The 16724-nt window shown below is 70.8% G+C and carries 17 protein-coding genes; 11 read left to right on the forward strand and 6 right to left on the reverse strand.

Going from position 1 to position 16724, the window contains the following annotated elements:
- The first annotated feature begins 39 nt into the window (after window positions 1-39).
- The 9 genes from FBZ83_RS19360 to FBZ83_RS19400 all read left to right on the forward strand — a co-directional run bounded on the left by FBZ83_RS19360 (window position 40) and on the right by FBZ83_RS19400 (window position 9147).
- Window positions 40-1446: an MmgE/PrpD family protein gene (locus FBZ83_RS19360; RefSeq protein WP_145687110.1), complete on the forward strand. Its 1407-nt coding sequence runs from the start codon at window positions 40-42 to the stop codon at window positions 1444-1446.
- Between the two features lie 23 nt (window positions 1447-1469).
- Window positions 1470-2645 carry an acyl-CoA dehydrogenase family protein gene (locus FBZ83_RS19365; RefSeq protein WP_051140958.1) on the forward strand — a complete coding sequence of 392 codons (1176 nt, stop codon included), beginning with the start codon at window positions 1470-1472 and terminating at the stop codon, window positions 2643-2645.
- A gap of 100 nt (window positions 2646-2745) precedes the next feature.
- Window positions 2746-3936, forward strand: a complete 1191-nt coding sequence (locus FBZ83_RS19370; protein ID WP_145687112.1) for a CaiB/BaiF CoA transferase family protein — start codon at window positions 2746-2748, stop codon at window positions 3934-3936.
- Window positions 3933-4697 carry a GntR family transcriptional regulator gene (locus tag FBZ83_RS19375; RefSeq protein ID WP_145687114.1) on the forward strand — a complete coding sequence of 255 codons (765 nt, stop codon included), beginning with the start codon at window positions 3933-3935 and terminating at the stop codon, window positions 4695-4697. The genes FBZ83_RS19370 and FBZ83_RS19375 overlap by 4 nt, the downstream gene beginning before the upstream one ends.
- 76 nt (window positions 4698-4773) lie before the next feature.
- Window positions 4774-4983: a hypothetical protein gene (locus FBZ83_RS19380; protein ID WP_145687116.1), complete on the forward strand. Its 210-nt coding sequence runs from the start codon at window positions 4774-4776 to the stop codon at window positions 4981-4983.
- A complete protein-coding gene (locus FBZ83_RS19385; RefSeq protein WP_145687118.1) occupies window positions 4980-6368 on the forward strand; it encodes an amidase in 1389 nt (462 codons plus the stop codon). Before FBZ83_RS19380 ends, FBZ83_RS19385 begins: the two co-directional genes overlap by 4 nt.
- A 14-nt stretch (window positions 6369-6382) precedes the next feature.
- On the forward strand, window positions 6383-6985 hold the full coding sequence (locus tag FBZ83_RS19390; RefSeq protein ID WP_114859892.1) for a TRAP transporter small permease: 603 nt from the start codon (window positions 6383-6385) through the stop codon (window positions 6983-6985).
- A 29-nt stretch (window positions 6986-7014) separates the two neighbouring features.
- On the forward strand, window positions 7015-8286 hold the full coding sequence (locus tag FBZ83_RS19395) for a TRAP transporter large permease (protein WP_145687120.1): 1272 nt from the start codon (window positions 7015-7017) through the stop codon (window positions 8284-8286).
- Window positions 8287-8367: 81 nt separating this feature from the next.
- A complete protein-coding gene (locus tag FBZ83_RS19400; protein ID WP_145687122.1) occupies window positions 8368-9147 on the forward strand; it encodes a GntR family transcriptional regulator in 780 nt (259 codons plus the stop codon).
- A 7-nt stretch (window positions 9148-9154) separates the two neighbouring features.
- On the opposite strand, the gene FBZ83_RS19405 is transcribed toward FBZ83_RS19400, so the two are convergent.
- Window positions 9155-9490, reverse strand: a complete 336-nt coding sequence (locus FBZ83_RS19405; RefSeq protein WP_186466136.1) for an ArsR/SmtB family transcription factor — start codon at window positions 9488-9490, stop codon at window positions 9155-9157.
- A 125-nt stretch (window positions 9491-9615) separates the two neighbouring features.
- Here FBZ83_RS19405 and arsC point away from each other — a divergent pair, with 125 nt between their 5' ends.
- Window positions 9616-10068, forward strand: coding sequence for an arsenate reductase (glutaredoxin) (gene arsC / locus FBZ83_RS19410; RefSeq protein WP_145687125.1), 453 nt, complete (start codon window positions 9616-9618; stop codon window positions 10066-10068).
- Window positions 10065-11144 (forward strand): ACR3 family arsenite efflux transporter, encoded by a 1080-nt coding sequence (gene arsB / locus FBZ83_RS19415; RefSeq protein ID WP_432612497.1) that lies wholly within the window; start codon window positions 10065-10067, stop codon window positions 11142-11144. Before arsC ends, arsB begins: the two co-directional genes overlap by 4 nt.
- Here the strand turns inward: arsB and FBZ83_RS19420 are convergent.
- The 5 genes from FBZ83_RS19420 to FBZ83_RS19440 all read right to left on the reverse strand — a co-directional run bounded on the left by FBZ83_RS19420 (window position 11141) and on the right by FBZ83_RS19440 (window position 16251).
- Entirely contained in the window at window positions 11141-11953 is an 813-nt protein-coding gene (locus FBZ83_RS19420; RefSeq protein WP_145687128.1) for an ABC transporter permease, read from the reverse strand. The two genes, arsB and FBZ83_RS19420, sit on opposite strands and share 4 nt — an antisense overlap.
- Window positions 11950-12888 carry an ABC transporter permease gene (locus tag FBZ83_RS19425; RefSeq protein WP_145687129.1) on the reverse strand — a complete coding sequence of 313 codons (939 nt, stop codon included), beginning with the start codon at window positions 12886-12888 and terminating at the stop codon, window positions 11950-11952. Before FBZ83_RS19425 ends, FBZ83_RS19420 begins: the two co-directional genes overlap by 4 nt.
- On the reverse strand, window positions 12885-14450 hold the full coding sequence (locus tag FBZ83_RS19430; protein WP_145687131.1) for an ABC transporter substrate-binding protein: 1566 nt from the start codon (window positions 14448-14450) through the stop codon (window positions 12885-12887). Before FBZ83_RS19430 ends, FBZ83_RS19425 begins: the two co-directional genes overlap by 4 nt.
- 186 nt (window positions 14451-14636) lie before the next feature.
- Entirely contained in the window at window positions 14637-15692 is a 1056-nt protein-coding gene (locus tag FBZ83_RS19435; protein WP_145687133.1) for a helix-turn-helix transcriptional regulator, read from the reverse strand.
- A gap of 151 nt (window positions 15693-15843) precedes the next feature.
- The gene (locus FBZ83_RS19440; RefSeq protein ID WP_145687135.1) at window positions 15844-16251 is read right to left on the reverse strand and encodes a glycine-rich domain-containing protein; all 408 of its coding nucleotides are present in this window, start codon (window positions 16249-16251) and stop codon (window positions 15844-15846) included.
- Window positions 16252-16724 lie beyond the last annotated feature (473 nt).

Genomic DNA, 16724 nt, shown 5'->3' on the forward strand with positions numbered 1-16724 from the left:
AACCGACAGATGGCCTGAAAAGAACAAAAGGGAGGAACCATGCCCGCCACCGATCCGACCACCACATCCATCGCCAACACGCTGGCGGCCTTCGTCGCCGATACCCCCGACGACGCCATCCCGGCGGAGGTCCGCACCCGCGCGCCGCACCATATGCTGGACGCCGTGGGCATCGCGCTCGCCTCGACGCGTTACGACTTTGCCCACAAGACGCTGACCGCCCTGCGCGGGCTGGCGGGGGAGGGGCCGGTGCCGGTGATCGGCATGCCCGCCTCGCTGCCCGCCCGCGACGCGGCGACGGTCAACGGGCTGCTCTGCCACGGCCTCGACTACGACGACACCCACATCGGCGGCGTCATCCACCCGACCGCCAGCGTGATGCCCGCCGTCCTGTCGGCGGCGGCGATGACCGGGGCGGACGGCCGTTCCGTGGTCACCGCCTACGTGCTGGGCGTCGAGGTGGCGGCCCGGCTCGGCGCGGTGGCGCGCGGCGGCTTCCATCAGGTGGGCTTCCACCCGACGGGCATGATCGGCGTGTTCGGCTGCGCGTTGGCCGCCGGCCGTCTGCTCGGCCTGACCCGCGCGCAGATGGCCGCCGCCCAGGGCATCGCCCTGTCGATGGCGAGCGGCAGCCTGGAGTTCCTGGAGGACGGCGCCTGGAACAAGCGCCTGCATCCCGGCTGGGCGGCGGCGGCGGGCATCACCGCGGCGGCGCTGGCCCGCGAGGGCTTCAACGGCGTCACCCGCCCCTACGAGGGCCGCTTCGGCCTGTTCAACGCCTATCTCGGCAAGGAGGCCGGGCGCGCCGAGCTGGGCATCGCCACCGCCGGCCTCGGCGAGACGTGGGAGCTGATGGCGACGGCGATCAAGCCCTATCCGGCCTGCCACTTCACCCACGCCTGCGTGGACGCCGCCCTGGAGCTGCGCCGCGACGGCCTCGACCTCGCGCGCATCCGCCGCATCGAGGCGCTGGTGCCCGAGCAGGTGGTCAAGACCGTCTGCGAGCCGGAGGCCAACAAGAAGCGGCCGTCCAACTCCTACGACGCGCAGTTCAGCGTGCCCTTCCTGGTCGCCGCCGCGCTGGTGCGCGGGCGCCTGACCCTGGCGGAGCTGGAGAACGACGCGCTGGGCGACGCGGCGATCCTCGACATCGCGTCGAAGGTGTCCTACCGCCACGACCCCGACTCGCCCTTCCCCAAGGCCTATTCGGGCGAGCTGGTCATCACGCTCGACGACGGGCGCGAGCTGCGCCACCGCGAGCACATCAACCGGGGCGCCGCCGACCGCCCGCTGTCCAACGCCGAGATCGTGGACAAGTACCGCGGCAACGCCGCCATGGCCGTGAACGAGACCGCCGCGGCGCGCATCGCCGACGCCGTCCTCGGCCTCGACGCCAGCCCGCGCGCGGCGGACTCGCTGTCCGTCCTGTCGCCGTCCGTCCGCTGACCATCCATTCCGGGAAACACGCCATGAGCGACGCCAACACCATGACCGACGCGGAACGCGACGAGCAGGACCGCCTGATCCTCGACAGCGTGGACCGCTTCCTCGACCGCCACGTCCGGCCGGTCGCCCTGAAGCTGGAGCATGACGACGCATACCCCGACGAGATCGTCGAGCGGATGAAGGAGCTGGGCCTCTTCGGGGCGACGATCCCCGAGGAGTACGGCGGGCTGGGCCTGCGCCCCTCCACCTACGCCAAGATGATTGAGCGCATCTCGTCGGTGTGGATGTCGCTGTCCGGCATCATCAACTCGCACCTCATCATGGCCTTCATCGTCACCAAGACGGGGACGGAGGAGCAGAAGGCTGCCTTCCTGCCGCGCTTCGCCACCGGCGAGCTGCGCGGCGGCCTCGCTTTGACCGAGCCGGACTGCGGCACCGACCTGCAGGCCATCCGCACGGTGGCCAAGCGCGACGGCGACGATTACGTCATCAACGGCTCGAAGACCTGGATCACCAACGGCATCCAGGGAAGCTGCTTCGCCCTGCTGGTCAAGACCGACCCGACGGCGCAGCCCCGCCACAAGGGCATGACGATGTTCCTGGCCGAGAAGGGGCCGGGCTTCAAGGTCAGCCGCAAGCTGGAGAAGCTGGGCTACAAGGGCATCGATTCCGCCGAGCTGGTCTTTGAGGACTACCGCGTCCCGGCCGATCGGCTGATCGGTGGGGTCGAGGGCCGCGGCATGGCCTGCGCGATCTCCGGCCTGGAGCTGGGCCGCGTCAACGTGGCGTCGCGCGGCGTCGGCGTCGCCCAGGCGGCGCTGGACGAATCCGTGAAGTACAGCCAGCAGCGCAAGACCTTCGGCAAGCCGATCCACGAGCATCAGGCCGTGGCGATGAAGCTGGCCGACATGGCGACCCGCGTTTCCGCGGCGCGGCTTCTCGTGCAGCAGGCGGCCAAGGCGCTCGACCGCGGCGAGCGCTGCGACTACGAGGCCGGCATGGCCAAGCTCTTCGCCTCCGAAGCGGCGGTGGAGAACTCCCTGGACGCCATGCGCATCCACGGCGGCTACGGCTATTCCAAGGAGTTCGTGGTGGAGCGGCTCTACCGCGACGCCCCCCTGCTGTGCATCGGCGAGGGCACCAACGAGATCCAGCGCATCATCATCGCCAAGCGGCTGATCGAGCAGAATCCGGTGTGAGGACAAAAGCCCTCCCCTGCGAAAGCGGGGGAGGGTTGGGTGGGGGCCCGCTGCAACCACTCCCCACACACCCCGCACACCCCCATCAGGGAGACACCGCGTGCTACCCCTCGAAGGCGTCACCGTCATCGCCGTGGAGCAATACGGCGCCGGCCCGTTCGGCACCATGCTGCTGGCCGATCTCGGGGCCGAAGTCATCAAGGTCGAGAATCCCGCCGAAGGCGGCGAGGTCGGCCGGCATGTCGGCCCCCATTTCTTCGGCCCCGGCAACAGCCACTTCTACCAGTCCTTCAACCGCAACAAGCGCAGCATCACCCTCAACCTGAAGCACCCCGAGGGCATGGCGGTGCTGCACGAGCTGGTGCGCCACGCCGACGCCGTGCTGGACAACCTGCGCGGCGACCTGCCGGACAAGCTCGGCCTGACCTACGAGCATCTGAAGGCGGTCAACCCGAAGATCGTCTGCGCCCACCTGTCCGCCTACGGGCGCACGGGGCCGCGGCGGGCCTGGCCGGGCTACGACTATCTGATGCAGGCGGAGGCCGGCTACCTGTCGGTGACCGGCGAGCCGGACGGCCCGCCCGCCCGCTTCGGCATGTCGGTGGTCGACATGATGACCGGCCTGATGACCGCCTTCGGCCTCGTCTCCGGCGTGGTCGGGGCGCGGGCCAGCGGCAAGGGCTCGGACGTGGATGTCAGCCTGTTCGACACGGCGCTGCACAACATGACCTACCTCGCCACCTGGTATCTCAACGGCGGCCACAACCAGGGGCGGGAGCCGCGCTCCGCGCATCCCTCGCTGACCCCGTCGCAGCTCTACCGGACACGCGACGGCTGGCTGTTTGTGATGTGCAACAAGGAGAAGTTCTGGCCGGTCTTCTGCGACAAGATCGGCAAGCCGGAATGGGGCGACGACCCGCGCTTCCGCAGCTTCAAGGACCGGCTCGCCAACCGCGAGCTGCTCACCGTCCTTCTGGACGAGGTGCTCGGCCAGCGCGACACGGCGGAGTGGGTGGAGATCCTTGGCGGCGCCGTTCCCGCGGCCCCGGTCCTCGATATTGCGCAGTCGCTGGAGAACCCCTTTGTCCGCGACAGCGACCGGGTGGCCGACTTCGCCCAGCCGGACGGGTCCCGCGGTGTGCGGATGCTGACCGGGCCGGTGCGCATCGGCGGCGAGACGCTTCCCACCCGCACCGCCCCGGCGCTGGGCGCCGACACCGAGGACGTGCTGGGCCGCATCGGCATCGGACCGGAGCGCATCGCCGCCCTGCGCGAGCAGGGGGCGCTGTGAAAGCCGCCGTTCGCCCGGCCTCCGTTCGCCCGTCCGCCGCGGAGGGGCCGCGCTTCCAGGAGATCCTGGACGCGCTGCGCGCCGACATTTCGGACGGGCGGGTCGGGGTCGGCGAACGGCTGCCGACCGAGCAGGAGCTGTGCCTGCGCTTTTCCGCCAGCCGCTACACGGTGCGGGAGGCGCTGCGCCGGCTCCAGGATCTCGGCCTGATCGCGCGCCGGCAGGGCTCGGGATCGGTGGTGACCGCCGCCCGCCCCGACGGGCGGTTCCACAACACGCTGTCCAGCCTCGCGGAGATCGGGCAGTACGCCTCCTCCACCCGGCTGGAGGTGCTGGCGGTGGAGAAGATCCTGGTGGAGGGGCGGACGGCGGAGCTTCTGCGCTCCCAGCCGGACACGCCCTGGGTCCGGGTGGTGGCGCTGCGCCGCCAGCCGGGGGAGCGGACCCCGCTCTGCTACACCGAGGTGTTCCTGCCCGCCGCCTTCGACGACGTGGCCCAGGCCATCGGCACCTTTCCGGTCGCCGTCTACGCGGTGCTGGAAAGCCGCTACGGCCTGCGCATCGAGGAGGTCGTGCAGTCGATCGAGGCCACCTCGGCGGACGCCAATCTCGCGTCCCGCCTGTCGGTGGAGGTCGGCACCCCGATCCTGGTGGTGATCCGCCATTATCTGGACGCCGACGGAAACGCGCTGGAGGTTGCGGTCAGCAGCCACGCGGCCGGACGATACCGCTATGAAATGACGCTGCAACGATCCGGGTAAGGGGGCCGTTCAAGGCCCTGCCCGCGGCGAACGGCCGGAAGAGCCGCGCGGGACAGCACCGGAAGGGAGGGAAGGAATGACGGAAAACCTCATCGGGGACGCCGCCGCCTGCGCGCGGACCCTGGCCAGGATTCAGGGGGTGACCCTGGACGATGCCGACGCCGCCCTGTGCGGGCGTCTGCTGGCCGCCGTGCCGGGCCTGTTGGCCGCGGCGCATCCCGGCGGCTCGCTGTTCGACGTGCCGCTGGGCGCCCATGCCGTGGTGATTGCCGGGGAGCGGGCATGACCGATCCCACATCGCTGACCCTGACGGAGGCCGCAAGGGCGGTCCGCGACGGCATGCTGCGGGCGGAAGCCCTGGCCGACGCCTGCCTGGACCGCATCGCCCGGCTGAACCCGACGCTCAACGCCTTCCTGTCGGTCGAGCCGGAGGAGGCGCTGGCCGCCGCCCGCACCGCCGACGCGGAGGTTCGGGCCGGGCGGCTGCGCGGGCCGCTGCACGGCGTGCCCCTGGCCCACAAGGACATGTTCCACCGTGCCGGCAAGCGCTGCACCTGCGGCTCCCCGACCATCCGCGGCGGCTTCCGCCCGGAGCGGACGGCCACGGTGCTGGAGCGGCTGGACGCGGCGGGGGCGGTGACGCTCGGCACGCTGCACATGGCCGAGTTCGCCATGGGGCCGACCGGCCACAACGCCCATCTCGGGCGCTGCCGCAACCCCTGGGACCCCGACCGCATCACCGGCGGCTCCTCCTCCGGTTCCGGAGCGGCGGTGGCGGGGCGGTTGGCCTTCGGCTCGCTGGGATCGGACACCGGCGGGTCGGTTCGGCTTCCGGCGGCGCTGTGCGGCGTGGTCGGGCTGAAGCCGACGCAAGGGGCGACGCCGATGGACGGCGTGATGCCGCTGTCGGAAAGCCTGGACTGTGTCGGCCCGCTGGCGCGCAGCGCGGAGGACGCGGCGATGCTGTTCTCGGTCATCACCGGGCGGGCGGACGCAGCGGCGGCCATCGGTCAGGGGGTCGAGGGGCTGCGGCTGGGCATCCCGCGCCAATTCTACTACGACGGCCTGGACCCCGCCGTGGCCGACGCGCTGGAGCGGGCGCGGGCGGTGCTGGAGCGCGCCGGCGCCCGCGTCGTGGACGTGGACATCCCCGACCACGAGCCCTACGGCGACCTTGCCAACCTCGTCTTCACGCCGGAAGCGGCGGCCGTCCATGCGCCCTGGCTGCGCGAGCGTCCGCAGGACTACGGCCCGCAGGTCCGCGCGCGGCTTCTGCAGGGGCTGATGGTGCCGGCGGCCTCCTACCTCCAGGCGAAGCAGCTTCGCGCCCTTCATCTCCGGGCGATGATCGACGGCCCCTTCGCCCAATGCGACGCGCTGTTCGTCCCCGCTTTGCGGAGCCGCGTGCCGACCGCCGCCCAGACCGACGTGGGCGCCGGGCCGGCGATGGCCGCGGTGGTCGCCGGGGTGGCGGCGCTGACCCGCCCGGTTTCCTACCTCGGCCTGCCGGCGCTCGTCACGCCCGCCGGCTTCGATCCGGACGGGATGCCGATCGCCATGCAGCTCATCGCCCGCCCGCAGGCGGAAGCCACGCTGCTGCGCATCGCCGACGCCTACGAGCGCGCCACCGGCTGGCTGAGCCGCGTCCCCCAGACACAGGTCTTCTCGTGAAGGGAGTTCCACCCATGCCGGGAACCGATACTTTGACCTCCGCGGCACCCCCCGCGGCGCCCCCCCAGACCCAGGCGGTGGACGACGCCTTGCCGCCGGGCCGCGGCCTGCCGGGCTGGTGGAGCTTCATCGAGGACCGTCTCCTCCTGAACATCGCCACGATCCTGATGATGGCGGCCATCGGCATCATGTTCTACGAGGCGTCCAGCCGTTCCCTCCTGTCGGAAAGCCACTGGTGGGCGGAGGAGCTGGTCCGCTTCCTGGTGGTGTGGAGCGTCCTGCTGTCGCTGGGCGTCGGCACGCGGCACGGCCACTACATCCGCATGGACCTGCTGCTGAACATGCTGCCGCACCGGGTGCGGCTGGCCTTCGCCTGGCTGAACAGCCTGATCGGGCTGGCCTTCAGCGTGCTTCTGGTGATCGCCGGGTTCCAGGAGGTCGCGCATCTCCAGGCCATCGGCATGTTCACCGAATCCAACCTCGATCTGCCGCTGTGGACGGTCCGGCTGGTGCTGCCGCTGGGCGGGGTGCTCTACGGCTTCGCCTTCGTCGGCAACATCGTCCTGCTGCTGCGCGGCCACGATCCCGATCCGCCCGTCGAGGGCGAGAATCTCTGAACGACGGCTGAAAAAGGGGAGGAAACACCATGACCACCATCATCGCCGTCGTCAGCCTGCTGTTCTTCGTGGCGGCGGGCGTGCACATCGCCTTGGCGCTGGGCGTCATCGCGGTCGGCCTGCTGACCTTCAACTTCAACATCCCGGTCGTCCTGGTCGCGCAGATGGCCTGGGATTCCGTGGACAAATACGCGCTGGTCTGCATCCCGTTCTTCATCTTCGCCGGCAACCTGATGTCGCGCGGCAACCTCGCGCTGGTCATCCTGGAGCTGGTCGGGACGATCATCCGCTACTTCCGCGGCGGCATCGCCCTGGCGCTGGCCATGTCCAGCGTGTTCTTCGCGGCGGTCAACGGTTCGTCGGTGGCCTGCGCCGTGGCGCTCGGCCCGGCGGCGGTGAAGCTGATGCCGAAGGAGGGCTACCCGCCCCGCTTCGCCGCCTCGCTGGTGGCGGTCTGCGGCACGCTGGGACTGATGATCCCGCCGTCGCTGACCTTCATCCTGATCGGTTCCATCGTCGGGCTGCCGATCACCGACCTGTTCATCGCCGGCATCGTGCCCGGCCTGTTCGAGGCGTTCCTGCTCGGTCTCACCACGCTGATCGTCAGCCGGCTCAAGGGCTACGGCCATGTCGGCGAGCGTCCGGACTGGAAGGGCTTCGGCCAGCGTCTGCCGGGTGCCGCCGGGGCGCTGATGATGCCGGTGCTCATCATCGGCACGATCTACATGGGCTGGTTCACCCCGACCGAGGTGTCGGCGCTGGCCGCCATCTACGCGGTGATCCTGGTGACTGTGGTCTACCGCACGGCCAACCTCGCCGCGGTGTGGGAGACGGCGCGGGAGTCGGTGCTCCAGACCGTGATGATCTACGGCGTGCTGCTCGGTTCCGGCCTGCTGACCGCGGTGCTGACCCGCCTCGGCCTGTCCGCCGAACTGACCGCCATGCTGAAGGAGGCGCAGGTCTCCCCCTTCGAGTTCCTGGTGGCCGTCAATCTGCTGCTGCTCGTCATCGGCATGTTCCTGGACGGCGTGTCGATGATCGTGCTGCTGGCGCCGATCCTGTTCCCGATGGCGCAGGCGGTGGGGGTGAACCCGATCCACTTCGCCGTCATCATGACCGCTCTGGTGGAGGTGGCGACCCTGACGCCGCCGGTCGGGCTGAACCTGTTCGTGATGAGCCGCATCACCAAGATGCCGCTCCATTCCATCGTGAAGGGGGTGCTGCCCTTCTACGGGATGCGGGTGGTGGCCCTGCTCGTCATCAACGCCTTTCCGGCCCTGTCGCTGGTCCTGCTGAAGTAAGCCGTCCCTCGCGGATCATCCTCGTACGCCGGTTGCATCGGCGCCCCGCCTCGTCCATCTTCCGGCATCATGAGGGATGCGATGTCGGAAGAAGCGGACAGCCTGAAGGAAACCAGCGGAACGGATGGCGCGGTGGAGCGGGGGGAGACCCCGCTCTACCAGGAGATCGTCCGCACCCTGCTGGAGGAGATCGACGCCGGCGCCTACGCCGTCGGCGACCGCCTGCCGACCGAGCAGGAGCTGTGCAGCCGCTTCGCCGTCAGCCGCCACACGGTGCGCGAGGCGCTGCGCCGGCTTCAGGAGATGGGCTACATCCTACGCCGCCAGGGATCGGGATCGGTCCTGGCGGCGCGCCGCGCCGACGGACGCTTCGTCAATTCGATCAGCTCCCTGGACGAGCTGGTCCAGTATGCCACCTCGACCCGGCTGGAAATCCTCTCGGTGGACCGCATCATCGTGGAGGAGGAACTGGCCGGCCGGCTGGGCTGCCGCCCGGACACGCAGTGGTTCCGCGTCAGCGCCCTGCGCCGCACCCGCGAGACGTCGGAGCCCTTCTCCTACGTCGAGGTCTACATCGACGCCGCCTTTTCCGACGTGGTGCGCAACCTGGAGGTGGTGCAGTACGCCATCTACACGGTGCTGGAGCAGCGCTACGGCGTCCGCATCGCCGAGGTGATGCAGGACATCGAGGCCGCCCCCGCCAGCCTGAACGTCGCCTCGCGCCTGCATGTCCCGCCGCAGTCGCCGATCCTCGTCATCACCCGGCGCTATTTCACCGAGGACGGGCGTCTGGTGGAGATCGCGGTGAACACCCATCCCGGCGCCGGCTTCCGCTACACCATGGCCCTGCAGCGGCGCTGACCGCGCCTCAGCCGCTTTCGGGCGCGCAGCCGCCGGGGCGCGGCCGGCAGAGGTCCGGGTTTCCCTGGCAGCAATTCTCGGTCAGGAAGCCGAGCAGCGCCTGGAAGCGTTCGACATCGACGCTGTAGATGATCAGCCGGCCCTGGCGGCGCGACGCGACGAGCCCGGCGTTGCTCAATTGCGAGAGGTGGAACGACAGGGTCGCCGGGGCGAGACCCAGCCGCTCCGCCAGAACGCCCGCCGGCAGACCGTCCGGCCCCTGCTGCACCAGTTCCCGGAACGCGGCCAGCCGGTGTTCCTGCGCCAGCGCTCCCAGCCCGGCGATGACATCCTTGTCGTTCATGGCGCGCAGCCTATCGGACGGGCACCCCGCCAGCAAGCGCGCCGCCGGTCACCCACGAATCCACTCTTCCATATTTTGGCAAATATGGAAATATTAGGGCCCCAACGGCCCTGGCGGACACCCCCATGACAGCCATCACCATCTACCACAACCCGGATTGCGGCACCTCGCGCAACACGCTGGCCATGATCCGCAACAGCGGCGTCGAGCCGGTCGTCATCGAGTATCTGAAGACGCCGCCGAGCCGCCAGGACCTCGCCGATCTCATCCGCCGCATGGGCGTGCCGGTGCGCGCCGTGCTGCGCGAGAAGGGCACGCCCTACGCGGACCTCGGCCTCGGCGATCCGGCGCTCGGTGACGACCGGCTGCTCGACGCCATGATTGCCCACCCCATCCTCATCAACCGGCCGATCGTGGCGACGCCGCTCGGCGTGCGGCTGTGCCGGCCGTCGGAACGGGTGCTGGACATTCTCCCCGACCCACAGCGCGGCGCCTTCGCCAAGGAGGACGGCGAGGCGGTGGTGGACAGTTCCGGACGGCCCATCGGCCAGGCCCGGCGCGCGGATGGACCGGCATGACCGCGGACGTTCATCGGGAGCCGGCTCCCCGTCCGGCGATGGGCCTGTTCGAGCGCTATCTCAGCGTCTGGGTGGTCCTGTGCATCGTCGCGGGGATCGCCCTCGGCTCCGTGGCGCCGGGTCTGTTCCGGGCGATCGCGGCGGCGGAACTGGCCCAGGTCAATCTGCCGGTGGCGGTGCTGATCTGGCTGATGATCGTGCCGATGCTGCTGAAGATCGACCTCGGCGCGCTGGGCCGGGTGAGGGAGCATTGGCGTGGCGTCGGCGTGACGCTGTTCATCAACTGGGCGGTCAAGCCCTTCTCCATGGCGCTCCTGGGCAGCCTGTTCATCGGCCATCTGTTCGCGCCGCTGCTGCCGCAGGACCAGATTCCCTCCTACATCGCCGGGCTGATCCTACTGGCCGCCGCGCCCTGCACGGCCATGGTCTTCGTCTGGTCAAACCTGTGCGAGGGGGAGCCGCACTACACGCTGAGCCAGGTGGCGCTGAACGACCTCATCATGGTCTTCGCCTTCGCGCCGCTGGTCGGGCTGCTGCTCGGCGTCGCCTCGATCGCCGTGCCGTGGGGCACGCTGCTGCTGTCGGTGCTGCTCTACATCGTCATCCCCGTGGCGGCGGCCCAGCTGTGGCGGCGCGGCCTGCTGGCGTCGGGCGGGGAGGGGGCGTTGAATCGGACGCTGGGCGTGCTTCAGCCGCTGTCGCTTCTCGCCCTGCTGACCACGCTGGTCCTGCTGTTCGGCTTCCAGGGCGAGGCGATCCTGGCGCAGCCGCTGGTCATTCTGCTGCTGGCCGTGCCGATCCTGATCCAGGTCTATTTCAACGCGGGGCTGGCCTACTGGCTGTCACGCCGGTTCGGCGTGGCTTGGTGCGTCGCCGCTCCGGCGGCCCTGATCGGAGCGTCGAACTTCTTCGAGCTGGCGGTGGCGGCCGCCATCAGCCTGTTCGGTCTGGGCTCCGGCGCCGCGCTGGCCACCGTGGTCGGCGTGCTGGTGGAGGTGCCGGTGATGCTGTCGGTGGTCCGGATCGTGAAGCGGACTCGCGGTTGGTACGAGCGCGGGGCCGCCGCGCGCCCTTAACGCCGTCGCGGGTCGAGGCCCTCGCGCAGCCCTTCGGCCAGCAGGTTGACGGCCAGCGCGATGGCGGCGACGGTGACCGTCGTCGCGGCAATCAGGTGGGGGGCCTCGCGCAGGTCGGCCAGCCCGTCGCGGATCAGGGTGCCCAGCGACACCGCCGGCTCCTGGATGCCCAGTCCCAGGCCGCTCAGCGTCGCCTCCGCCACCATGACGGGACCGATGGACAGGGCGGCGCGGATGGCGACCGGCCCGGCGACCGCCGGCAGGAGATGGCGGCCGATCGTGTGCCGCGGCCCCGCGCCGAGGGCGGCGGCGGCGCGGACATGCTCGGCGGTCCGGTTCGACAGGGCCAGCGCCCGGCACCAGCGGACCTGCGAGGGCCACGCCGCCAGGGCGAGCGTCAGCACCATGGCCTCCGTCCCCGGGCCCAGCAGCGCTGCCGCGACGATGGCGAGCGACAGCTCGGGAAAGCCGTGCAGGAGGTCGGCGAGCCGCAGGACCACGGCGTCCGTGCGCCCGCCGATCCACCCCGCCACCCCGCCCGACGCGGCGCCCAGCGCCACCGCCAGGGCGAGCGCCAGCCCGGCGATGGCGAAGGAGGTTCCCGTCCCGGCGATCAGCCGGGCGGCGACGTCGCGGCCCAGCCCGTCGCAGCCCAGCGGGTGGGCGGCGGACGGCCCGGTCCAGGCCTGCCCGAGGTCCATGGTGGACGGGTCGAGCGGCAGGAAAAGGACGGCGATGGCCAGCGGCACCGCCAGCGCCGCGCTGAGCAGCAGGCCGGCGCGTCCGGAGCATGAGGCCGCCAGTCTCACGGCGCCTCGCCATCGGCGCGCAGCCGGGGATCGGCGAGGCCGATCAGCAGCTCGGCGATCAGGCTGATGGCGACCTGCAGCAGGACGAAGACCAGAACGGCGGCCCCGGCCACCGTGTGGTCGCGCGCCAGCACCGCCTGGACGGTCAGCCGCCCGATTCCAGGCAGGGCGAAGACGCTCTCCACCGCCGCCGTGGCGGTGAGGATCGTTCCGGCCACCGATCCGACCGCCGCCGCCAGTGGCACCAGGGCGTTGGGCAGGGCGTGGCGCAGCAGGACGGCGGGCCGCCCCAGCCCCTTGGCCCGGGCGGTGCGGATGAAGTCGCGCTCCAGCACCTCCATCAGTTGGGTCCGCGTCAGGCGGGCGACCACCGCCGCCGCCGGCAGGGCGAGCGCCGCCACTGCCCAGGGCGCTGTGCCGGACCCTGCCAGCATCAGCCACGTCGCCAGCGCCAGCGGCGGCACCGACAGGGCGAGCACCGACCCGATGGTCAGGGCCGTGCCCGGCCACGCCCGCCGGACGTCGGCGGCGGCGAGGCCCAGCGCGAGGCCGAGGGGCAGGGCGAGCGCCGCGGCGCCCGCCATCAGACCGAGCGTTACCGGCAGGGCGTCGCCCAGCAGCGCCGTCACCGGGACGCCGCTGTAGCGCAGCGAGTGGCCGAGGTCGCCGCGCAGCAGGTCCAGCGCGTAGGACAGGAATTGAACGGCCAGAGGCTGGTCCAGCCCGGCTTCTTCCCGCAGCCGGCGGATCATCTCCGGGTCGGCGGCCCGCCCGTCGACCATCAGCATCACCGGGTCGCCGGGAAGCGCGTGGGAGGCGAGAAAGCTCGCCAGCACGGCGGCTCCGGCCAGAATCAGCAGCCCCGGCAGACGCCGGGCCAGTCGCCCACCCAGTCGCCAGAGCGCAAGGCGGCGGCCGGGCCGGCGTTCCGTCATGGCAACCGGGCGGCGTGGTAGTCGGTCGTGCCGTCGGGCCGGATGACCAGCCCGGACACGCCCGGCCGCACCAGCGCCACGAACTGCGGCACCGGCAGAGGCAGCGCCACGGCCTGCTCGCGGAGCAGGGCCTCGGCGTCCCGGTAGAGCGCGTTGCGCGCGGCCGGGTCGGCGAGGCCGCGCGCCCGCTCCATGAGCCGGTCGAAGTCCGGGTTGCGCCAGTGGGTGCGGTTGGTCGGGCTGGCGCTGTGCCATTGGCTGGCGAGCTGGTCCATGGGATCGGGGAAATCCGCCGTCCAGCCGTTGATGAACAGCGCCTCGCGCCCCTCGTTGATCGCCGCCACGAAGGCCGCCCGCTCCTGGATGCGCACGCCGACCGGGATTCCCAGAACGGCGGTGAGCTGGGCGGCGAAATAGGTCGCCTCCTCCCGCACGTTGGGGCCGCCGGCGATCTGGAGCGGCGGCAGGCCGCGCCCCCCGGCATGGCCGGCTTCCGCCAGCAGCGCCTTGGCCCGGCCCGGATCGGCCGGCGGTGGCGGCGGCGCGTCGGGCTGGTAGCTCCCCAGGCCCGGCGTGACGAAGCCGTTGGTCAGCAGCGCCCGCCCGGCGTGGAGACCGTTCACCGTGGCGACGCGGTCCAGGGCGAGGCCGACCGCCTCGCGCACACGGCGGTCGCGGAAGGGCGGGTACAGATCCTGGTTCAGCGCGAGATAGCGCACCTGCGCGCGGGCAAAGGCAGCGACCTGCCCGTCGTAGCGCGGCTGGCGGACCACGGTGCGCACGGCGTTGTCGGGAAGCGGCGCGACGTCGAGCTCTCCAGCGTCGTAGCGCGCCAGCATCGTGTTGGTGTCGGGCAGCACCGCCAGCGACACCGCGTCCACGACGGGCGCGCCGTCCCAATAGCCGGCATGGGCCTCCAGGCGCACGGACTCGCCGCGCCGCCACGAGGTGAGGCGGAACGGCCCGGTGCCGCCGGACGTCCGCTCGTGCCACGCCGGCCCGAACTCGTCCGCCATCCCGCGGTCGACGAACAGGAACGGGTAGAGCGGGAACAGCGCGTCGGGTTTGGTCAGCCGCACGACGAGCGTGTGGGGACCGGGAATGGCGACGCCGGACAGCGCGGCGGCGGTCCCCTGCTGCAGCGCCGCGGCCCCCTCGACGCCGCGCAGGTAGAAGGCGCTGTAGCCGGGCTGCGGCTTGCGCGTCAGATGCTGTTCCCAGGTCCACAGCACATCGGCGGCCGTGAAGGGGCGTCCCGAATGGAAGCGCACGTCCGGGCGCAGGGTGAAGCGCCAGGTCCGCCCGCCGTCCGGCGTCTCCCACTGGGTGGCCAGCGCCGGAACGGCGTTGCCGGCGGCGTCGATGGCGGTGAAGCCCTCATAGACCTGCCGCAGGACGCCGGACGAGATCAGCCCGGGAAAGGCGAACGGGTCGATGGTCGTCAGATCGTCGGACAGGCTGGCCCGCAAGGTCCCCGCAGCGGCTGAAAAAGCGGGGCCCGCGACGCCGGCCACGATGGCCAGAGCGGTCAGGAGCAGGCGGAGAGGGGCGGGCAGAGGCATGGTGCGGGACGCTGCAGGGCGGTTGCCGGGGAGTGGGAGAATCAGACGCCCCTGCCTCCGTCATGGCCTCCAGCCAGAGCGGAGCCGGAACCGCGCCGGACGTCCGCCATATGTATGCACAAGAGTGCGTTCATATCCAGGTATTCGCGCGGTCGGCGATGCGTCAGGCACCATACCCGGATTCGATCAGGCGCGCGACCCGAAATGCCAGCAGATCGTCGTCACCTGCCGGACGATTCCCGCCTGGTTGCGCAGCCCCGTCTTGCCCAGGATGGACGAGACCTGATTGTAGACGGTGCGCCGCTCCACCCCGCGATCCTCGGCGATCTCGTCGACGCTCCGCCCGCTGCACAGGGCCAGCGCGATCTCGGCCTCCGAGCCGGTGATCTGGAGAAGCTCGGCGACGGTGCGCGCCGAGACGTCGGGCATCACCTCCGGATCGACGAGGGTCAGAAGCAGGATGCCGTTCATCGGACCGCCACCGCCGACGCTCTGGGCCGGTGGCTCCGACAGGGTGGCGAAATAGGGCGCCGGCTGGTCCAGGCGCGACACGCGCAGCGTGATCGGCGTGCGGGTGCGGCGGCGGAAGAAGCCGGCGGCCCGCTTGGAAAGCTCCGCCTGCTCGGTCGGGGCGTCGGGGATGCACAGCCGGCCGCCGACCACGGACAGCGCGTCGCCCCGCGACAGGATCGAGGCGAAGGACGCGTTGCCGTCGATGATCTGGCAGCGCGGCGTCAGCAGCGCCGCCGGGTAGGGCAGGGCGTCGAGAAGCCGGACGACGAAGGAGGGCCGGCCGGACTGCGGCAGCACGCTGCCGCCGTTCAGGGAAATCAGGCTGTCGTAGCCGCCCCGGACGCTGTCCTGGACGTTGCTGGTGACGTCGCGCCGGATCTGGTACCACCAGCCGTCCGTGTCGTCCAACCGTTCGTAGGTGATCTGGATGACCCGCCCGTCGGAGTGGAGCGTGAAGGACTGCCAGAACCGGTTGAAGCGGCGGAGGTCCTCGGCGTAGCCGATCCACCGCGCCGGGTCGGAATAGATGGTGTCCGAGCTGAATTTCTTGTGCTTCACGCACTCCCACACGATGTCGCGGAACGTCACCGAGCGCGAGAAGTCGATGAAGGGATAGATCGTCTTCTGCTTGTCGTTGGTCGCCAGGAGCGTGTCGCTCTTGTCGAAGACGGTGAGCGCCGCGTTCATGTCCCGGGCGCGGCTGGAGAGGTCATGGACGAGATCGGACATCACTCATTCCTCCCTTCACCGCGGGGTTGACGGAGCGCCCCCCGACCAGGGCCCGGGGCGCCGGTCGAGGGGCGTGCAATGCACTGCCGTTGGAATGAATTTAGCAGAAAACCGCCGGCATCATGCAACGGTCAATACGATGGTATGACGCTCAGGCCGCCTCGACCGTGAGATAGCAGCCGGCGAGCTCCTCCGTCCGCAGCTCCACGCCGAGCGTCGTCCGGAAGGCGTCCTGCGTGTTGGCGACGGCCTTCTGCCAGGCGGCGGCGTCGGGAGCGTCCGGATGGTGATGGACGCGGGCGCCGACCAGCCGCTTCATGTCCGCCTCGTAGCGGTCCATGAACAGGATGTGCTCGTGCCACGCCGCGTCCGCCGCCTTCGTCGGCACCAGGATCAGGTTCGGCTTCGCCGCCACGACGACGAGGAACTGGCGGTAGGCCTCGACCGATTCCGTGGCCTGCTCCGCCGTGTAGCCGGCCGTCTCGAGCCGCGCGTTGATGAAGGAGAGGTCCAGGTTCGCCGGCGGCACGGACGGGAGGCGTTCGCTGTTGTCGTTCATTCTCGATGATCCTTTCAGAAGGGAATGAGGGTCACTGCGGTCCTGGATGGCCTCCACCCGATGACGCCGGCCGGTCCGTCGCGGCGGGACGGCGGCCTCCGGCCCGTCCGGGCCGGTTCGATCGAGGAGAGGTGGCTGGCGGCGCTCCGCCGGCCGGGGCCTGGGCGCGGCACCGGCCGGGCTTGGTCCGGCTGCCGCCGGGGACAAACCGCCAAGGCTGCGTTCGTGTGCGCGACGCGTCCCGGTCGCTCGTGCACCAGGCCCGTCATGCACCCCTCCTGCATACCCGAGTGTATCTTAGTATCGGTTGTGCAAGTGCTCAAGAGCATATCGTGTATTTGTATTGAATCTGAACATTCAATTCTTTGCGATTGCATTCATACGCAACCAATTCCATGAAAGTCGTGGCGTGCGCCATGGATTCGAGGCCTCCGCGCAAAACCGGGGCATCGCATCGCGCCGTTCGGACGCAT

Source organism: Azospirillum brasilense (genome assembly GCF_007827815.1).
GTDB lineage: Bacteria > Pseudomonadota > Alphaproteobacteria > Azospirillales > Azospirillaceae > Azospirillum > Azospirillum brasilense_C.